General features: G+C 61.6%; 6 protein-coding genes. 2 read left to right on the top strand and 4 right to left on the bottom strand.

Annotation, left to right across the window (positions count from 1 at the left end; translation table 11 throughout):
- Positions 1–55 precede the first annotated feature (55 nt).
- Together pyc and GR198_RS16110 are read right to left on the bottom strand one after the other, a co-directional pair.
- On the bottom strand, positions 56–3520 hold the full coding sequence (gene pyc / locus GR198_RS16115; protein ID WP_164069249.1) for a pyruvate carboxylase: 3465 nt from the start codon (positions 3518–3520) through the stop codon (positions 56–58).
- A 117-nt stretch (positions 3521–3637) separates the two neighbouring features.
- A complete protein-coding gene (locus GR198_RS16110; protein WP_164069248.1) occupies positions 3638–4393 on the bottom strand; it encodes a helix-turn-helix transcriptional regulator in 756 nt (251 codons plus the stop codon).
- A gap of 319 nt (positions 4394–4712) precedes the next feature.
- On the opposite strand from GR198_RS16110, the gene GR198_RS16105 reads away from it, so the two are divergent.
- On the top strand, positions 4713–6476 hold the full coding sequence (locus GR198_RS16105; protein WP_164069247.1) for a glucan ABC transporter ATP-binding protein/ permease: 1764 nt from the start codon (positions 4713–4715) through the stop codon (positions 6474–6476).
- 465 nt (positions 6477–6941) lie between these two features.
- Entirely contained in the window at positions 6942–7295 is a 354-nt protein-coding gene (locus GR198_RS16100; protein ID WP_164069246.1) for a VOC family protein, read from the top strand.
- Between the two features lie 49 nt (positions 7296–7344).
- On the opposite strand, the gene GR198_RS16095 is transcribed toward GR198_RS16100, so the two are convergent.
- On the bottom strand, positions 7345–8583 hold the full coding sequence (locus GR198_RS16095; RefSeq protein ID WP_164069245.1) for an OpgC family protein: 1239 nt from the start codon (positions 8581–8583) through the stop codon (positions 7345–7347).
- A gap of 100 nt (positions 8584–8683) precedes the next feature.
- Positions 8684–17203 (bottom strand): GH36-type glycosyl hydrolase domain-containing protein, encoded by an 8520-nt coding sequence (locus GR198_RS16090; protein WP_164069244.1) that lies wholly within the window; start codon positions 17201–17203, stop codon positions 8684–8686.
- Positions 17204–17769 lie beyond the last annotated feature (566 nt).

Genomic DNA, 17769 nt, shown 5'->3' with positions numbered 1-17769 from the left:
ATCGTACACAATCGAGTGAATGGAACCCGCTCACAAAGTCGTCTGATGGGCGCCTTCAACCTGCGTAGACGACGAGCAGGTCCTTGGCATCGATCTGATCGCCGGCCCGCACCAATACTTCGGAAATCGTCCCATCCTTTTCCGCATGCAGCGCCGTTTCCATCTTCATCGCCTCGATCGAGACGAGCACGTCGCCGGCATTGACGGCCTGGCCGGGCGAGACGAAGACACGGCTGATGACACCCGGCATCGGCGCGCCGACATGAACGGCATTGCCCGGTTCGGCCTTGCGGCGGACGGCGGCACCCGTCGCCCCATGGGCCCGGTCCGGCACCTTGATGCGGCGCGGCTGGCCGTTGAGCTCGAAGAAGATGGTCACCATGCCCTGGCTGTCGGTGGCGCTCATCGCCTGGTTGACGATGACGAGTGTCTTGCCGCGCTCGATATCCGCAAACAGCTCCTCGCCATCCTTGAGACCATAGAAATAGGCGGGCGTCGGCAGCACCGAGACCGGGCCGTAGGTATCGGAGGCGAGCGCGAAGTCGGTGAAGACCTTCGGATACATCAGGTAGGAGGCGAATTCGAAGTCGCTGACCTCGCGCTCGAGTTTCGTCTCGATGACTTTGCGCTCCGCATCGAGATCGGCCTCCTTGAGCAGCGAGCCAGGGCGCACGGTATAGGGCTTATCGCCCTTCAGCGCCTTCTTCTGCAGCGCTTCGGGCCATCCTGACGGCGGCTGGCCGAGATCGCCCTTCAGCATCGAGACCACAGATTCCGGGAAGGAGACTTCCTTGTCAGGGCTGACGACGTCGGCAACCGTCAGGTCCTGGGACACCATCATCAGCGCCATGTCGCCGACGACCTTGGAAGACGGCGTCACCTTGACGATATCGCCGAACATCTGGTTGGCGTCGGCATAGGCCTGCGCCACCTGATGCCAGCGGGTCTCGAGGCCGAGCGAGCGGGCCTGTTCCTTGAGGTTGGTGAACTGGCCGCCCGGCATTTCATGCAGATAGACTTCGGATGCCGGGCCCCTCAGATCGCTTTCGAAGGCGGCATACTGGTTGCGCGCCGCTTCCCAATAGAAGGAGATGCGGCGGATCCATTCCGGATCGAGGCCCGGATCGCGCTCCGTACCGCGCAGCGCTTCGACGATCGAGCCGAGACAGGGCTGCGAGGTATTGCCGGAAAGCGCATCCATCGCGGCATCGACGGCATCGACGCCGGCATCGACGGCGGCAAGAACGGTTGCGGCCGCAATACCCGATGTATCATGCGTGTGGAAATGGATCGGCAGGCTGGTCGCCTCGCGCAGCGCCTTGAACAACACCTTCGCCGCGGCCGGTTTCAGGAGACCAGCCATATCCTTCAGCGCGATGATATGGGCGCCCGCCTTTTCCAGCTCGACGGCGAGGTCGGTGTAGTATTTCAGATCGTATTTCGGCCGGGCCGAGTTCAGGATATCGCCGGTATAGCAGATCGCCGCCTCGCAAAGCTTGTTCTCCTCGGCAATGGCATCCATCGAGACGCGCATGTTCTCGACCCAGTTCAGGCAGTCGAAGACGCGGAAGAGATCAATGCCGCCCCTGGCCGCCTGGCGGACGAAATATTTGACGACATTGTCGGGATAATTGGTATAGCCGACGCCGTTGGCGCCGCGCAGCAGCATCTGCAGCAGAAGGTTCGGCGCGCCCTCGCGGATCAGCGCCAGGCGCTCCCACGGGTCCTCCGTCAGAAAGCGCATGGAGACGTCAAAGGTCGCGCCGCCCCAGCATTCGAGCGACAAAAGGCCTGGCAGCGCATGCGCATAGGTGTCGGCAATGCGGGCGATGTCATAGGTGCGCATGCGGGTGGCGAGCAGCGACTGGTGGCCGTCGCGCATCGTCGTGTCGGTCAAAAGCACGCGCTTTTCGTTGCGCATCCATTCGCCGAATTTCTTCGGGCCGAGCGTGTCGAGGAGCTGCTTCGTACCGTCCTTGACCGTATTGCCGTTGGCGTAGGGAACCACCGGCTCGGCAGCGTTTTCCAGCGGCCTCGGCCTATCCTTGGCTTCGGGATGGCCATTGACGGTGACGTCGGCGAGATAGGTGAGCAGCTTCGTGGCGCGATCCTGGCGCTTGACCTGCTGGAAGAGTTCCGGCGTCGTGTCGATGAAGCGCGTCGTGTAGCTGTTATCCCTGAACTTCGGATGGCCGATGATCGCTTCGAGGAAGGTCAGGTTGGTTGCCACGCCGCGAATGCGGAATTCGCGCAGCGCCCGGTCCATGCGGGCGATCGCTTCGGACGGATTGGGCGCCCATGCCGTGACCTTGACGAGAAGCGGATCGTAAAAGCGGGTGATGATCGCGCCCGAATAGGAGGTGCCGCCGTCGAGGCGGATGCCGAAACCGGACGCAGAGCGATAGGCGGTGATGCGGCCGTAATCCGGAATGAAATTATGCTCCGGATCTTCCGTGGTGATGCGGCACTGCAGCGCATGGCCGTTGAGACGGATATCCTCCTGGCGCGGCACGCCCGATTCCGCCGTGCCGATCGCAAAGCCGTCGAGAATGTGGATCTGCGCCTTGACGATATCGATGCCGGTGACGACTTCGGTCACCGTATGCTCGACCTGGATGCGCGGATTGACTTCGATGAAGTAGAATTTGCCGGTATCGGCATCCATCAGATATTCGACGGTGCCGGCGCCGATATAATCGGTCGCGGCTGCGATCTTCAGCGAATAGGCGGCGAGTTCCTGGCGCTGCGCCTCAGAGAGATAGGGCGCCGGCGCGCGCTCGACGACCTTCTGGTTGCGGCGCTGGATCGAGCAGTCACGCTCGAAGAGATGCACAACATTGCCATGCGTATCGCCGAGAACCTGGCTTTCGACATGGCGGGCGCGCTCGACGAGCTTTTCCAGGTAGACCTCGTCCTTGCCGAAGGCCGCCATCGCCTCGCGCTTGGCTTCCGTCACCTCGCGGGCGAGATCCTTTGGATCGCGGATCGCGCGCATGCCGCGCCCGCCGCCGCCCCAGGAGGCCTTCAGCATGACGGGGTAACCGATCCCGTCCGCCATCTTCGCCACTTCGGCCATGTCCTCCGGCAGCGGCCCGGTGGCCGGCACCACGGGAACGCCGACCGAGATCGCCAGGTTGCGCGCCGCAACCTTATTGCCGAGCTGGCGCATCGTATCGGCCCTCGGGCCGATGAAGATGATGCCGGCCTTGTTGCAGGCATCGACGAATTCGGGGCTTTCCGACAGCAGGCCGTAGCCGGGATGGATGGCATCGGCGCCGGAGAGTTTCGCAACGCGGATCACCTCCTCGATCGACAGATAGCTCTCGATCGGACCCATGTCCTTGGAAAGATGCGGGCCGCGGCCGACCTGGTAGCTCTCGTCCGCCTTGAAGCGGTGCAGCGCCAGCTTGTCCTCTTCCGCCCAGATCGCCACGGTTTTTATTCCAAGTTCGTTGGCCGCACGGAACACGCGGATGGCAATTTCAGAGCGATTGGCAACGAGAATCTTGGAAATGGGCAAAACGGTCTCCTCAGACGTTCAGACGCGGGAATGCTGCACCCGCGAAGGAAATTCTTAACTTCTTGTCACAGAAAGTTCAATTTATCTTGCGACTGCGAAATGCAATTTTTCGACATTCTAACTTATCAGGCCATGACGGAAGGCAAGCGCTACCGCCTGCTGCCTGTTTTTCGCCTTCAGCTTGTCCTGCAAGCCGTTCATATACCAGTCGACGGTGTGGTTTGAGATCTTCAGCATCTTGCTGATCTCCATCGAAGTCATGCCTTCGGCGAGATAATGCAGAATTTCCATCTCGCGCCGCGTCAGCGGCGTGTCGGCCGGCAGCACGATTTCCAGTGCCTGCGCCTCGCCTTTCAGATCGAGCAAGCGCCAGAAGGCCTTGCGCGCCACCGCCTCCAGCAATGCGATTTCCACCGGCGACAGCTCAATCGGCTTGCCGGCGAGACTAAGGCTGGCGAGAATGCCGTTGCGTCCGTGGATGGGAAAGATGTAGCCATCCTCCAACCCGTGCCCGAAGGCATCGACCATCATCTGCTCCATGCGGCGATGATAGGCGTCCTTGCGGAAGGCGGCCATCGCCTCCCGCCAGCGGAAAGGCCGCTGCGCATGAGCGAGATAGCGCACCATCGGATCGATCAGAGCATATTTTTTCGCGGTATATATCTGCGGCCATTGTTCCGGCCAGCGGCCGGCAAGCGCCGCAGCCCAGGGCTCCGGATTCTGCTGCATCGGGGTCTGCGGCAAATGGCGTGGCAGACCGTAATATTCGAAGCCACAAACGTGGAGGATCTGCTCCAGCTCGGTGACGACGGCTTCAGGATTTGAGCATTCTTCCAGAATTACAAGCAATTGAATTAACGAATTAATATTCACAAAAATGCCCCTTGCCCGGACCTGATGCCCGCATGAGGCCGTCGGCGGCTGGTCAAACTGGTCGCGAAACGGTCTTCAATAAATGCAGTCTGTAATTTTAATGCTGCGCTAAACATTTAATAAAATGCAAGCGCAAATTGTCGCGAGATATAGCCGAACGGCAATTTCGGCGCCATGGCCATCTCGTCGCGTCCTGCAATAGTACGATCGTATCAATCATCACATCGGTTGAACCCTGAATACTCCGTTAATCGCCCGTTCAGGTAGCCTTTTGTAGCATCGCATCATCCCGTTTTCGCAGATGCACAAGAGGTTCGACGTGACGCTATTCAAGGTCTATGCAAGAGCTCTGCGCTATCTTGGCGCCTACAAGCTGCGCGTATCCCTGGTCGTTGTCGCAAACATTGTTCTTGCGACGATCACCATCGCGGAGCCGATCCTGTTCGGTCGCATCATCGATGCGATTTCGGGCAAGGGTGAGGTCAAGCCCATCCTCTTCATGTGGGCGACTTTCGCCGTCTTCAACACCATTGCCTTCGTTCTGGTGGCCCGCGAGGCCGACCGGCTGGCCCATGGCCGGCGGGCGACGCTGTTGACGGAAGCCTTCGGCCGCATCATTTCCATGCCGCTTGGCTGGCACCATCAGCGTGGCACCTCCAACGCGCTGCATACATTGCTGCGCGCCTGCGAGACGCTGTTTGGCCTCTGGCTGGAATTCATGCGCAACCACCTGTCGACGGTCATCGCGCTTGCCCTTCTGATACCGACCGCAATGTCGATGGACCTGCGCCTTTCCGCCGTGCTCATGGTGCTCGCCATCGCCTACTGGCTGATCGGCCGCGTCGTGATGAGCCGCACCAAGGACGGCCAAGCTTCGGTCGAGAACCATTATCACACCGTCTTCTCGCATGTCAGCGACTCGATCAGCAACGTTTCTGTCCTGCACAGCTACAACCGCATCGAGGCCGAAACCAGAGCGCTGAAATCCTTCGCCGACCGTCTGCTCGAAGCCCAGTATCCGGTGCTCGACTGGTGGGCGATCGCCAGCGCACTGAACCGCATGGCGTCGACCATCGCGATGATGGTGGTTCTGATCATCGGCACCATCCTCGTCCAGGCCGGCCAGCTGCGCGTCGGCGAAGTCATCGCCTTCATCGGCTTTGCCAACCTGTTGATCGGCCGTCTCGACCTGATGCGCCAGTTCGCTACGCAGATTTTCGAGGCCCGTTCCAAGCTCGAGGAATTCTATGCGCTGGAAGACTCGGTGCGTGAACGTGAAGAGCCCGCAGGCAACGGCGAGATCAAGGACGTCAGCGGCGCAATCGAATTCCGCGACGTCTCCTTCGGCTTCGGCAACAGCTCGCAGGGTCTGCATAACGTCTCCTTCTCGGTGAAGGCAGGCCAGACGGTCGCGATCGTCGGCCCGACCGGCGCCGGCAAGACGACGCTCGTCAACCTGCTGCAGCGCGTCTACGATGCCCAGGGCGGCAAGATCCTCGTCGATGGCACCGATATCACCAAGGTGACCCGCAAGTCGCTGCGTCGCCACATCGCCACCGTCTTCCAGGATGCGGGTCTGCTGAACCGTTCGATCAGCGACAATATCCGCCTTGGCCGCGAGGGTGCCAGTGAAGAGGAAATGCGCCGTGCGGCCGAAGCCGCCGCTGCTTCCGATTTCATCGAGACCCGTGAGGATCGCTACGATACGCATGTCGGTGAACGCGGCAACAAGCTCTCCGGTGGCGAGCGCCAGCGCATCGCGATCGCCCGCGCCATCCTCAAGGACGCGCCGATCCTGGTGCTCGACGAGGCGACCTCGGCGCTCGACGTCGAGACCGAAGCCCGCGTCAAGGCCGCGATCGACAATCTGCGCCAGAACCGCACCACCTTCATCATCGCCCACCGCCTGTCGACGGTCCGCGAAGCCGATATGGTGCTCTTCCTGGATGACGGCCGCGTCGTCGAACAGGGTAGCTTCGACGAACTCAGCCACAGCAACGGCCGCTTCGCCGCCCTGCTGCGTGCCAGCGGCATCCTGACGGACGAAGAAGTCCGCAAGGCTCATGCGACCGAAGCAGCCTGATCTGTTCGGTTCGGGTTGAAGAAAAAGGCCGGAAGGGCAGTGCCCCTTCCGGCCTTTTTTTGTTTGCCAGAGCCCCTGGAGCGGCGCCTTACCATGCGATACCCCCTCTGCCCTGCCGGGCATCTCCCCCACAAGGAGGGAGATCGGCAAGGAGCTTGCCTCCCCGTAAAGCATCAACCGTCCTAGCTGCCGTGCCAAATCGCCTTCAGTTTAGATTCATATAACGGCCAGTTGTTTGGGGAAGCCGTCGCACTCAGCCAATCTCCCCACTTGTGGGGGAGATGCCCGGCAGGGCAGAGGGGGGCGACCACGGCACGCCGCCGCCTATACTCCAGGCTAACAAAAAGGCCGGAAGGGCAGAGGGGGGTATCACACGCAGCAACGTCTCCGCTTCCCAAGGCCGATTGATCACCTCGCCGATCTTCCCTAACCTTCGCCAGTCAACGGAGCATAGGGAGAAAACCCATGAAGGTCCTGCGCATCGTCGCCAATATCCAGGCAGAGGATATCACCCTGGCCCGGCGCTTCTATCAGGATATCCTCGGTCTTGACGTCATCATGGATCACGGCTGGATCACGACATTCGGCGCGGCGCGCTCGATGAACGTTCAACTGAGCATCGCCAGTGAAGGCGGTTCCGGAGCGGAGGTGCCGGACCTCTCGATCGAGGTTGATGATCTCGATGCCGCTTTCGAGGCGATGTCGGCCTCAGGCTTCCCGATCGAGTACGGCCCGGCCGACGAGCCCTGGGGCGTCAGACGCTTCTATGTCCGAGATCCCTTCGGCAAGCTGGTGAACATCCTCATGCATAGAAATTGAGCCGACGGCCATCGGCCACCGGCTCTTTCATGTCGGGCAAATCCGAGCCCTATTTCCGATCGTTCTGGCGATAGGCATTTGCCGTTCTGCCAATGCGGACGGGAACGGGGATAGAGGCGGTATCGGTGACGAGTTTCCCCTTGAGCCTGCCCTGCTGGCGCTTGCGTTCGAGATAATAGGCATAGGCGAATTGTATCGCGATCCCTGTAATCACGAAGAGCGGACCGACCAGTTGGTCCTTGTTGGTAATGTAGAGCACCACCTGGCCGATCATGGCGAGGATCGTGCCGGCGACGAAGATGTTCAGCGAATGGCGGCCGAGGATCGTCAGCGGATGGTCCGCAGGACGGCGCAGGATACGCGAGAGGGCCGGGATGCTGATGACGAGATAGGTCAGCGCCAGCACGTGCAGCAGCCGCGGCAGCGACAGGAAGGTCTTGTCGAAACCAGTGATAACAGTCGGCAGGCCGAGTGCTGCCAGCGAGTTGCCGAAAATCCAGAGATGGCCGGTCACCCAAATGAAGGACAGCACGACGTAACCGGCAGCGACCGTCAGCAGCAGCGGATGCTGCGGGATGGTGCCGCCACGCTTGATATGCAGCATCGAGACGATGCCGATCGCAAACAGGAACTGCCAGGAGAGCGGATTGAGGAACCAGTAGCCCTCGATCAACATGTTGTGCGGCGCCACCTCATAGATGCCCGCAAGCAGCCAGACCGTGGCCGATACGCCGAGCGCCAGCCAGGGGCTGCGCGCATTCAACAGCAGGATGATCGGCACGATCAGCATCAGCGCGCCATACATCGGCAGGATATTGTTGTAGCCGATCTGGTGGCCGAGCAGCAGCAGCGCCGGAATGCCTTCCTTCAGGTTCATCAGAACCGCCAGGATATTGATTTCGACCAGCAAGCCCGGCCGATGGAACAGCCAGGCACCGCAGATGAAGAGCGCCAGCGTCATGAAGGTGGTGATCATATGGGCGAGATAGAGCGTGAAGGCGCGCTTTACCGCCTTGATCGCCACTGTGAGCCGGTTGCCCGGCTGGAAGCGGGATCCATAGGCAAGGCCGACGGCGATGCCCGAGATCAGCACGAAGGCTTCGGCGGCATCGGAGAAACCGAAATTCTTCGTCGTCACATATTCAAAGATTTGTCCGGGAACATGATTGATGAAGATCATGATCAGCGCCACGCCGCGCAAGACGTCGAGCCTCGTGTCACGCACTGGCGCAGCTGCGGATAGGGAGCTGCGCCCCGTGACGATGGCTTGGGTCGGCGTGCTTGCCATTGGTCTCTCCTTATTATCCGATTTGCAAACGCGACGACGGCCAAAAGGGTTCCCTTTTGGCCGTCGCGAATCGCCGTGTTTTTCAGCGTGGAGAACGCTGTTATCCGAGCGGATATCCCTCTTCGGGATCGGTGACTTCGCGGCCGTTGATCGACAGAGTGTAGCCGCTGTCATTGGACGCTTTTGAGACCGAAATGCGGTATTTGCCGCCGCCTTGCTCCACCTCTGCCGCAAAACCGTCCCATTCCGACGGGAGCGACGGGCGCACATAGAGCCGACCGTCCTTCAGTCGGATACCGAGGATGCCCTCGACGGCGGCGCGGTAGAGCCAGCCGGCTGACCCGGTATACCAGGTCCAGCCGCCGCGTGACGTATAAGGCTCGTTTCCGTAGACGTCGGCCGCCACGACATAGGGTTCGACGCGGTATTGCTCCGCTGAAGCCTTGTCGAGCGCATGGGTGATCGGATTGAGGATCTGGAAGCAGCGGAAGGCATCGTCGCCCCGCTTCAGCTCCGCCAGCGCCATCACCACCCAGGTCGCCGCATGGGTATATTGCCCGCCATTTTCACGCACACCCGGCGGATAGGCCTTGATATAGCCGGGATCCCTGGCGGAATTGACGAAAGGCGGCGTGAACAGCCGGATGATGCGGGCATCCTCGTCGACCAGCTGATCGAGCACCGCATCCATCGCCGTAACTGCGCGGGCCGGATCGCCCTCGCCCGACAGCACGCTCCAGGACTGCGCGATCGAATCGATCCGGCATTCGGGGCTTTCCCTGGAGCCGAGCAGTGCACCATCGTCGAACGTGCCGCGGCGATAGTAGCCGCCATCCCAGGCCGCGGTTTCGAGTGCCTTCTTCAGCTCGGTGAGATGCGCCGACCAGCGCTCTGCGCGGGCCGTGTCGCCGCGCTCTTCGGCATAGGGAACGAAGGAGCGCAATGCCCCCGCCAGAAACCAGCCGAGCCAGACGCTGGTGCCGCGCCCGCCGATGCCGACGCGGTTCATGCCGTCGTTCCAGTCGCCGCCGAGGAACAGCGGCAGGCCGTTTGCCCCCTTGCGGACGATAGCGAGATCGAGCGCCAGCGCCGCGTGTTCGTAGACGCTCGCCTTGTCCTCGGAAATTTCCGGCTTGTAGAACGAGTCGTGCTGGCCTTCGAGCAGTACCGGCCCTTCCAGGAAGGCGATCTCCTCATCGAGGACGTTTTTGTCGCCGGTGACGCTGCAATAGTGATGGATTGCGTAAGCGAGCCAGACGACGTCGTCCGAGATCAGCGTGCGAACGCCCGCACCCGTTCCCGGCAACCACCAATGCTGGACATCGCCTTCACGGAATTGCCGCGAAGCGGCATTCAGGATCTGCCGGCGGGCAAGCGAGGGTTCGTGCAGCACGAAGGCCAGCGTGTCCTGCAGCTGGTCGCGGAAGCCGAAGGCGCCGCTTGCCTGGTAGAAGGCGGTGCGGGCCATGATGCGGCAGCCGAGGCTCTGATAGGGCAGCCAGGTGTTGACGAGATTGTTCATCCCGCGATCCGGAGTCGATATCTGCAGCCTGCCGGTGAAATCCCGCCAGAAGGCGCGGTTTGCCTCGACGGTCTCGTCGAACGAAGCCTTGCGGATATCGGCGATAACAGTGCGCGCTTCTTCTTCCGTCGGGGTATCGCCGAGGAAGAAGGTGAAGTCGCGCTCCTCGCCGGCGCCGAGCTCGATGTCGATCGCAAGCGCCGCGGCCGGATCACCGTCGAGTTCGGTCGCGCCGGAAAGGGCGGCGGCGGAAATGACGGCCTGCGGTGCCTGGATCGTCCCCGCCTTGCCGATGAATTCGCGCCGGCTTGCCGAGAAACTCGAAAGCGTCTCGCTCGCCGCAAAGAAGGCAGTACGGTTGGAAAAATCGATACTGTAGGGATTGGTGGCAAACAGCGCCCCCGTCTCCTCATCATGGCTCGACAGGATGAAAGGCACCGTGCGTCCCGGATTGCTGCCGAGGATCCACTCGACGTAACCATAAAGACGCAGCTTGCGACTGGTCGACCCGGTGTTGCGCAAGCGCAAGCGCTGCAGTTTCACCGGCTTTTCGCGGTCGATCGTCTGCGTCAGCTCGAGCGCGATATCGTGCTGAACGCTGGAGAAGACGGAATAGCCGAGCCCGTGGCGGGCCTCAAAACGAATGTCCGGCCGGCGGGAAAGCGCTGCGAACGGCGTCATGACAGCACCGCTGTCCAGATCGGTGAGATAGAACGCCTCGCCCGAACGGTTGACCACTGCATCGTTCGACCAGGAGGTCAGCTGATAGTCGCGCGAATTGACGCTCCAGGTGAAGCCCGAGCCCTCGGCCGACACGTGGAAGCCGAAGCTGTCGTTGGAAATGACATTGATCCAGGGCTGCGGCGTCGCATGACCTCCAGGCAGCCGAACGACATATTCGCGTCCGTCGCGGGCAAAGCCGCCGATGCCGTTCCAGAAGTCGAGATCGCCTTCCTCCTCGATGACGACGGCGGGCACAACAGGTGGTGGCACCGGCGCAATACGCTTGACCGGCGCCTTGTTGCGCTCGGCCCGTTCCATCTCCTGCAGTTCCTCCTTGGAGGGTGCAAACAGCGCGACGGCGCGATTGATCTGGTCGACCACCTTGCCGTTCTTGGTGTGCAGCGTGACGCGGGAAGCCGCGATCAGCGCATGGTAGGTACTTTCCTCCATCAGGTCCTTGCGAACCGCAAAAATATGCTGGCGCAACCCGTCGGCCTGGCCCATGCGGCGGACGTTTTCGCACATGGCGTCAAGCGCATGCTGCATGTCCTGCGCATAGGACGAAGCGCGTTCGTTCATGATGACGAGATCGGCGGTGACGCCCCGCGAGCGCAGATATTCCTGCGCCAGCAGCGCCTCGCGGGCGATGTCGAGATCCATGTCGTCGTTGATGCGCAGCGTGAAGATCGGGAAATCGCCGGAGATCGCCAGCGGCCAGAGCGCCGATTGCGACTGCAGGCCGGCCTCGACAGTCGCCTCGTCCTTGCGCAGTTGCATGTCGGGATAGACGAGATAGCGCCCGAGATGCTGGAAGGCGGCCGCCTGCTGGGAGGTGACGCCGACATGGCGCATCTGCACCTGCGTGCGTGTCCAGGCCTGGACGAGCTCGTGGGTGAAGGCGTCGGGATGACGATAGCGATTGACCGCCTTGTCGACTTCCTCGCGGCTTGGCGCCGCAATCGTCCAAAAGATCACGCTGACTTTCTTGCCGGCCGGTACGCGGACGGTGCGACGCAGCGACATGACGGCATCAAGCATGAAGCCGTCGCTGCCGGAAAGCGTCGCGCCCGGATCGAAGGCCGCCGCATCGGCAAGGCTGCGGCCACGGCCGATGAACTTGCGCCGGTCGGTCTCGAATTCGGTATGGCGGGTGTCGCCGGCATTGTCGACGATCAGATGTGCGATGCTGATGTTCGGCTCGTTCGGGTCGCGCTTGTTGCGTTCGGCGCGGATCACGTCGCCGCGCTTGCCGATCTCTGTCTTGACGAACATGCGGGCGAATGCCGGATGCGCGTTGTCGGTATCGTCGGAGGTGATCACCGGTTCGAGATAGGAGGTGACCTCGATGAAACGGTCCTCCGTGCCCATGTTGAGCAGCGTGACGCGGCGGGCTTCGGCATCATGCTCGGTCGCGACGATGCACTCCACCTCGCTTGTGAGGTCGCCGACGATCTTGGTGAACTGCGCCTTCTCGTCGGCGAATTCGACCTTGATCTTTTCGCCTTCGACGCCCTTCGGCTCTGATGTCGCTGACCACCATTCGTTGGTGGCGGTATCGCGCAGGAAGATGAAACTGCCCCAGCGGTCTTCAGTCGGATCAGGCTTCCAACGGGAAACGGAAAGATTGTTCCAGCGGGAATAACCGGCGCCCGTCGCCGTCAGCATCAGCGAATAATGGCCGTTCGACAGGAACACGAGTTCGCGGTCGCGCGAAGCCGGATCGCTGATCTTCCTGAGCTCCGGCCGCAGGAGATCGTCCTGGATGCTGGCCGGTGTGTCGGATTCATGCTTGCCGCTCATGACCGGAATGTCGCGCGGCGCCTTTTCCTGCAGCAGCAGCTCCGCTGCCTCGATGACGGGATCGGCGTGGAAGAGCTCGCGCAGATGACCGTTGAAGGCGACGTTGGCGACCGCCGCGATCGACATGCCGTGATGGTGGGCATAATAATTGTAGACCACGGCGCATTTCTTGCCTTCCGGCACGCGCGTCGGCGTGAAGTCGACGGCGTCGTGGAAGCCGAACTTGCCGAGCGCACCGACCTTGCGCAGTCTCTGTAGGTTTTCCAGCGCGGCCGGCGGGTCGTACTGGGCGGCAAGCAGCGAGGCATAAGGGGCGATGACGGCATTGTGGCCGAGACCGCGCTTCAGGCCGAGCGTCGGCACGCCGAAATTCGTGTACTGATAATTGAGGTTATGGTCGCGGGCATTGAAGGCCGCTTCCGAAATGCCCCAGGGAATACCGAGCTTGCGGGCGTAATTCATCTGCTCGACAACGACCAGATTGTTCGTCTGGTTGAGGATCCCCCCACCGCGCTCCTGCATGACGAGCGGCGGCATCAGATATTCGAACATCGAGCCGGACCAGGAAACCAGCGCGCCGCGCGACCCCACAGGCACGACCTGGCGGCCGAGGCGGTACCAGTGTTCCGTCGGCAGGTCGCCCTTGGCGATGCCGAAGAGGCTGGTCAGGCGGCATTCCGAGGCGAGAAGGTCATAGCAGGCCTGGTCGAGTTCACCGCTTTCGACGCGATAGCCGATCGACAGCAGACGCCGCTCCGGCCGGAACAGGAAGCCGAAATCCATCGAGAAGGCGAGATCGCGCGCCTTGTCGCGCAGCGCCACCAGCCGCGGCCTCAGCGCATCGACCTTGGAAAGATCGAAGGTGCTGTCGGAAATATGCGCCTCGCAGACCTTCACCAGCGATGCCGCCCACAAGGTGACCTCTTCGCTCTGCTTTGACTTGACCTCATGGTCGAGATTGGCGGCGAGCTTCTCGATATCGCGCGCGAGAACAGCGAGATTGATGATGCGGATCGAGGCGAATTCGTGCTCGCGCTTGACGGCGGCAAGCGCGTTCTGGAAGCCGACAATGCGCTCCTCCAGGCGCCGGCGCAGCGGGCGCACGGTCTTGCGATCGTCGGGCAGGTCCGCCAGCACTTCACCGAGAATGCCGGCCGTGTCGCCGACGCCGTCGAGATTGCCCTGCATATGAGCGGACGGCGCCTCGGCCCAGTTGCGGCAGGCCGACGAAATGGCGATCAGATGGCCGGCGAGATTGCCGCTGTCGACAGCCGAGACATAACGGGGACCAAGCGTCTGCAGCGTATCGGTGTGGTACCAGTTGAACAGGTGACCGCGGAATTTCTCCATTTTGTCGATCGTCGCGATCGTCTGCTCCAGCCGCTCGAGCGTCTCCTCGAAGGAGAACCAGCCGAAATGCCGGCCGGAAACGACGGAAAGCAGATAGACGCCGATATTGGTCGGCGAGGTGCGCGCCGCGATAATCACATGCGGCGTTTCCTGGATATTGTCCGGCGGCAGATAGTTCTGCTCGGCCGTCGTGAAGGTCTCGAAATAACGCCAGGTGCGCCGGGCGATCTTGCGCAGTTCGCTCGACACGGAATCGGCGACCTCGAGCCGGTCCTCGGTCTCCGCCGACTGGCTGACATACCAGGCGACAACAGGCGACAGGATCCACAGCAGCGCGAAGGGAATGCCGACGAGGAAGGCGTTGTCGCCGGGAAGGGCAGCAAAACCGAGCGCCAGCAGTGCCAGCACCGGCGCATGCCACATCGCCTTGTAATAGGAGATCAACGTACCCTGGCCGCCGGCCTGAACGCTGGCGGCGGTCCGCCACTGCAGCATCAGCTTGCGGCTGACGAACAGGCGGTAGAGCGAACGGCCGATGGCATCCGCCATCATGCAAGCCGAATCGGCGATGAAGACGATGCGCAGCGCAACCTGCGCATTGGCCGCCGTGATATCGGCCCAGACCGTATAGAGATGAGCGCGGGCGATGATATCGCTGGTGCGCGGGATGATGCCGTTGATGAGCGACAGCGTCGGCGCGACAAAGAGGCAGAAGATCAGCAGAATCTGCCAGATGAGCGCGCCGAGCGGCCCCATGAAATACCAGCCGAGCACCGAGGCGAAGAACCAGGCGATCGGCGTCAGCGAGCGGCGCAGATTGTCGAACATCTTCCAGCGGCCGAGTGCCGTGACGCCGTATTTCGGATTGAACATGTAGGGGAGAAGCTGCCAGTCGCCACGCGCCCAGCGATGCTGGCGCGAGGTTTCCACCTCGTAGCGGATCGGGAAATCCTCCACCAGTTCGAGATCTGTGACGAGCGCGCAACGCGCCATCGAACCTTCGAGAAGATCGTGGCTGAGCACGGAGTTCTCGTCGATCCGGCCCTTCAGCGACGCTTCGAAGGCGTCGACATGGTAAAGGCCCTTGCCGGTGAAGGTGCCTTCGCCGGCGAGATCCTGATAGACGTCGGAAACGGTGAAGACATAAGGATCGAGGCCGCGGTTGATCGAAAAGACGCGCTGGAAGACCGACGCGTCCTTGCCCGTCGTCAGCGACGGAGTGACCCGCGGCTGCAGCACACCATAGCCGCTTTCGACGCGGCCGGTTTTCGGGTTGATGACCGGGCGGTTGATCGGATGATAGAGCTTGCCGACGAGCTTGGTGACGGCATCGCGCATCAGGCGCGTATCGGCATCGAGCGTCATGACATATTGCACATTGGCCGGCACGGTATTGGCGCCCGGCAGGTAGGTCGTGTCGCGGTCGCCGCGCAGAAGCATGTTCAGCTCGTGCAGCTTGCCGCGCTTACGTTCCCAGCCCATCCAGACGCCTTCCGAGGGGTTGTAGAGGCGGCGGCGATGCAGCAGATAAAAACGCGTCTTGCCGTCATAGGCATAGCGAGCGGAGAGATTGGCGATCTCGCGCCTAGCATAATCGAGAACCTCGAGATCGGCAGGCGTTTCCTCGGCCTCGCTGTCTGGCCAGTCGCTGAGCATCGCGAAATAGATCTCGCCGCGCGGATTGGCGAGATAATGAACCTCGAGATTGCGCACGTGGTCGTCGACACTGTCGCGGTTCGAGATCAGGCAGGGCACGACGAGCAGCGTGCGCGCATCTTCTGGAATGCCTTCCTTGAACTCGTAGCCGACGAGGCGCGCCGGCGTCACGAAGAAGGACAGCAAGGTGTTGAAGAGGCCTGTCGCCCCCTCCGACGCCGGCACTGAGAACATGATCAGCAGCAGGGCGATTTCGACCGCACCCATTCCGGCATTCGCCATGAACTTGCCGACGATCGCCATGGCGATGATGGTCAGCAGCATGACGGGCACGGCAATCGCCAGCCAGTTGAACCGGCGCACGGCGCGCACGAAATGCTGGATGACCGTCGGGCGATAATTCGCCCGCGCCTCGAGCTTCGGCCGCTGCGCGCCCGACAGGAAGCCGCCGACATTCGGTTCATGCGGCTGCGGCTCGTCGGAGGCCTTGGCGGCATCGGTCATGTCGAGCGCCAGCTGGGCGATTTCCATTTCCGACAGCGGCGAGCGCTTGGCCAGCTTCTCGATCTGCTTGCGATATTTGTTGCGCGAGCCGGAATCGAGGATGCCGTAATCCGAATGCTCCCAGAGCAGCTTGTCGACATGGCTGACCTGCTCGACCCAGACCGACCATTCGGCATCGTCGATCTCGCGAAGGCTGCGGATGATGTTGCCCATCGTCACGTTGCCGGAGGAGAGCCGGCTGTGTTCGGCCGTCGTCGCCTCTTCGGTGTTGCGGCCGAGCTCTTCCAGCCGCTCGTCGAGCCAGGTGATCGCCAGGCTCGATGTTTGCGAGCCGTCGCGCAAGCGATAGAGGAACTGCGTCGAGAAGGTATTGTCCTCGGCAAGCGGTTCCAGCGTCTTCAGATAGGCGGCTGCCCCGGCCGGGTCGGTCAGGCGCACCAATTCGTCGGCCGCCTCGTTGGCGCGGCGGCGCAGCCGGCGGCTGGCTTCGACACGGCTCGAAATGCGGCGAAGGTTTTCCACGAGCACGTAGCGCACGAGAGAGGGCAACGCCCAGAGTTCGCCGATCCTGAGCGTCTCGCTGGCCTGGAAGCCGTCGACCAGCGCCGTCAGACTTTCCTGCGAGATCGTGCTGTGGGTATGGGCGACATAGAGCCAGGCAAGCACGAGGGTCCGCGGCACCTCGACGCCGCCGACGACCATGGTCGGCAATTCGCGATAGAAGCGCCGGGGGAAGTCGCGCCGCACCTCCTGGATCGCCTCTTCGACGATATAGTGATTGTCCAGCAGCCATTCTGCCGCCGGCGTGATAGTCTCGCCGGCCTCGACGTCGGTCGCCGTGGTCCGGTAGACACGCAGGATTTCCTTCTCGTTTTCCTTATGGCGCGCGAAGAAATCGAAGGGGGCGAAAGCCGGCAGCTGGTCGACGCCGTTGCGGGCGACCGCATCGCCCATCGCCTTGATGTCCTCGATCGACAGATAGGTCGAACGGATCGAACCGTTGTGATCGATCTGCTTCATATCGGGTTCGCGCGGAAGGCTCGGAGAAAGATGAGAAATAGACATGGGTTCGGTTCTGGATCCAAACGAAGTTATGGCTGTTTTGCTCAGCCTTTTGCACTGCTTATCATGACTGCTACATGAACGGAGCCCTATTCTTCAAAGATCGATGAAGCCGGGGTGAACGACACTCGGGCCAAGCGATGCAAACGGGCTAATCCCTGTTCAGGACGTGACCCGACGGGATCAAGACCATCGATACCCTCTCCGCGACAGCCATGTCGAAAACTTGGACATCCTCGGGAAAATTCAAGTCAAGAGGCATGCGCCGCCGCCCGGCGAGCTTGTCTGGGCAGTGGAAATGACGAAAATGCCGGCACCTGGTTCCGGCACTGCAAGAGCTCTTCGATTTCAGACAAACAAAGGGCGCATGATCGCCTGACCATGCGTCTGGCGGCGGTTTGGGCGGTTGTAGCCCATGCCGCTTCCGCTCGAGATCAAGGTCGCTCGGGCATGTTTTGGATGGCGTGAAAAAGTACGGAAGAATGATCGGGATCGGAATGCCGATCACCATAATAAAATGCCTCTCGTGACCATTCTCCTTTTGACGTTTGAGTGTCAGGAGAATGCCG

Source organism: Rhizobium leguminosarum, from assembly GCF_010668065.1.
Taxonomy (GTDB): Bacteria; Pseudomonadota; Alphaproteobacteria; order Rhizobiales; family Rhizobiaceae; genus Rhizobium; species Rhizobium leguminosarum_S.
The sequence above is the reverse complement of the archived record's forward strand: the minus strand, read 5'-3'. Positions and strand labels throughout refer to the sequence as shown.

What these genes read in the sequence shown, in the direction of transcription:
- GR198_RS16100 (WP_164069246.1), top strand. Translation starts at nt 6,942, where the DNA reads ATGAAGGTCCTGCGCATCGTCGCCAATATCCAGGCAGAGGATATCACC.
- GR198_RS16095 (WP_164069245.1), bottom strand. Translation starts at nt 8,583, where the DNA reads ATGGCAAGCACGCCGACCCAAGCCATCGTCACGGGGCGCAGCTCCCTA.
- GR198_RS16090 (WP_164069244.1), bottom strand. Translation starts at nt 17,203, where the DNA reads ATGTCTATTTCTCATCTTTCTCCGAGCCTTCCGCGCGAACCCGATATG.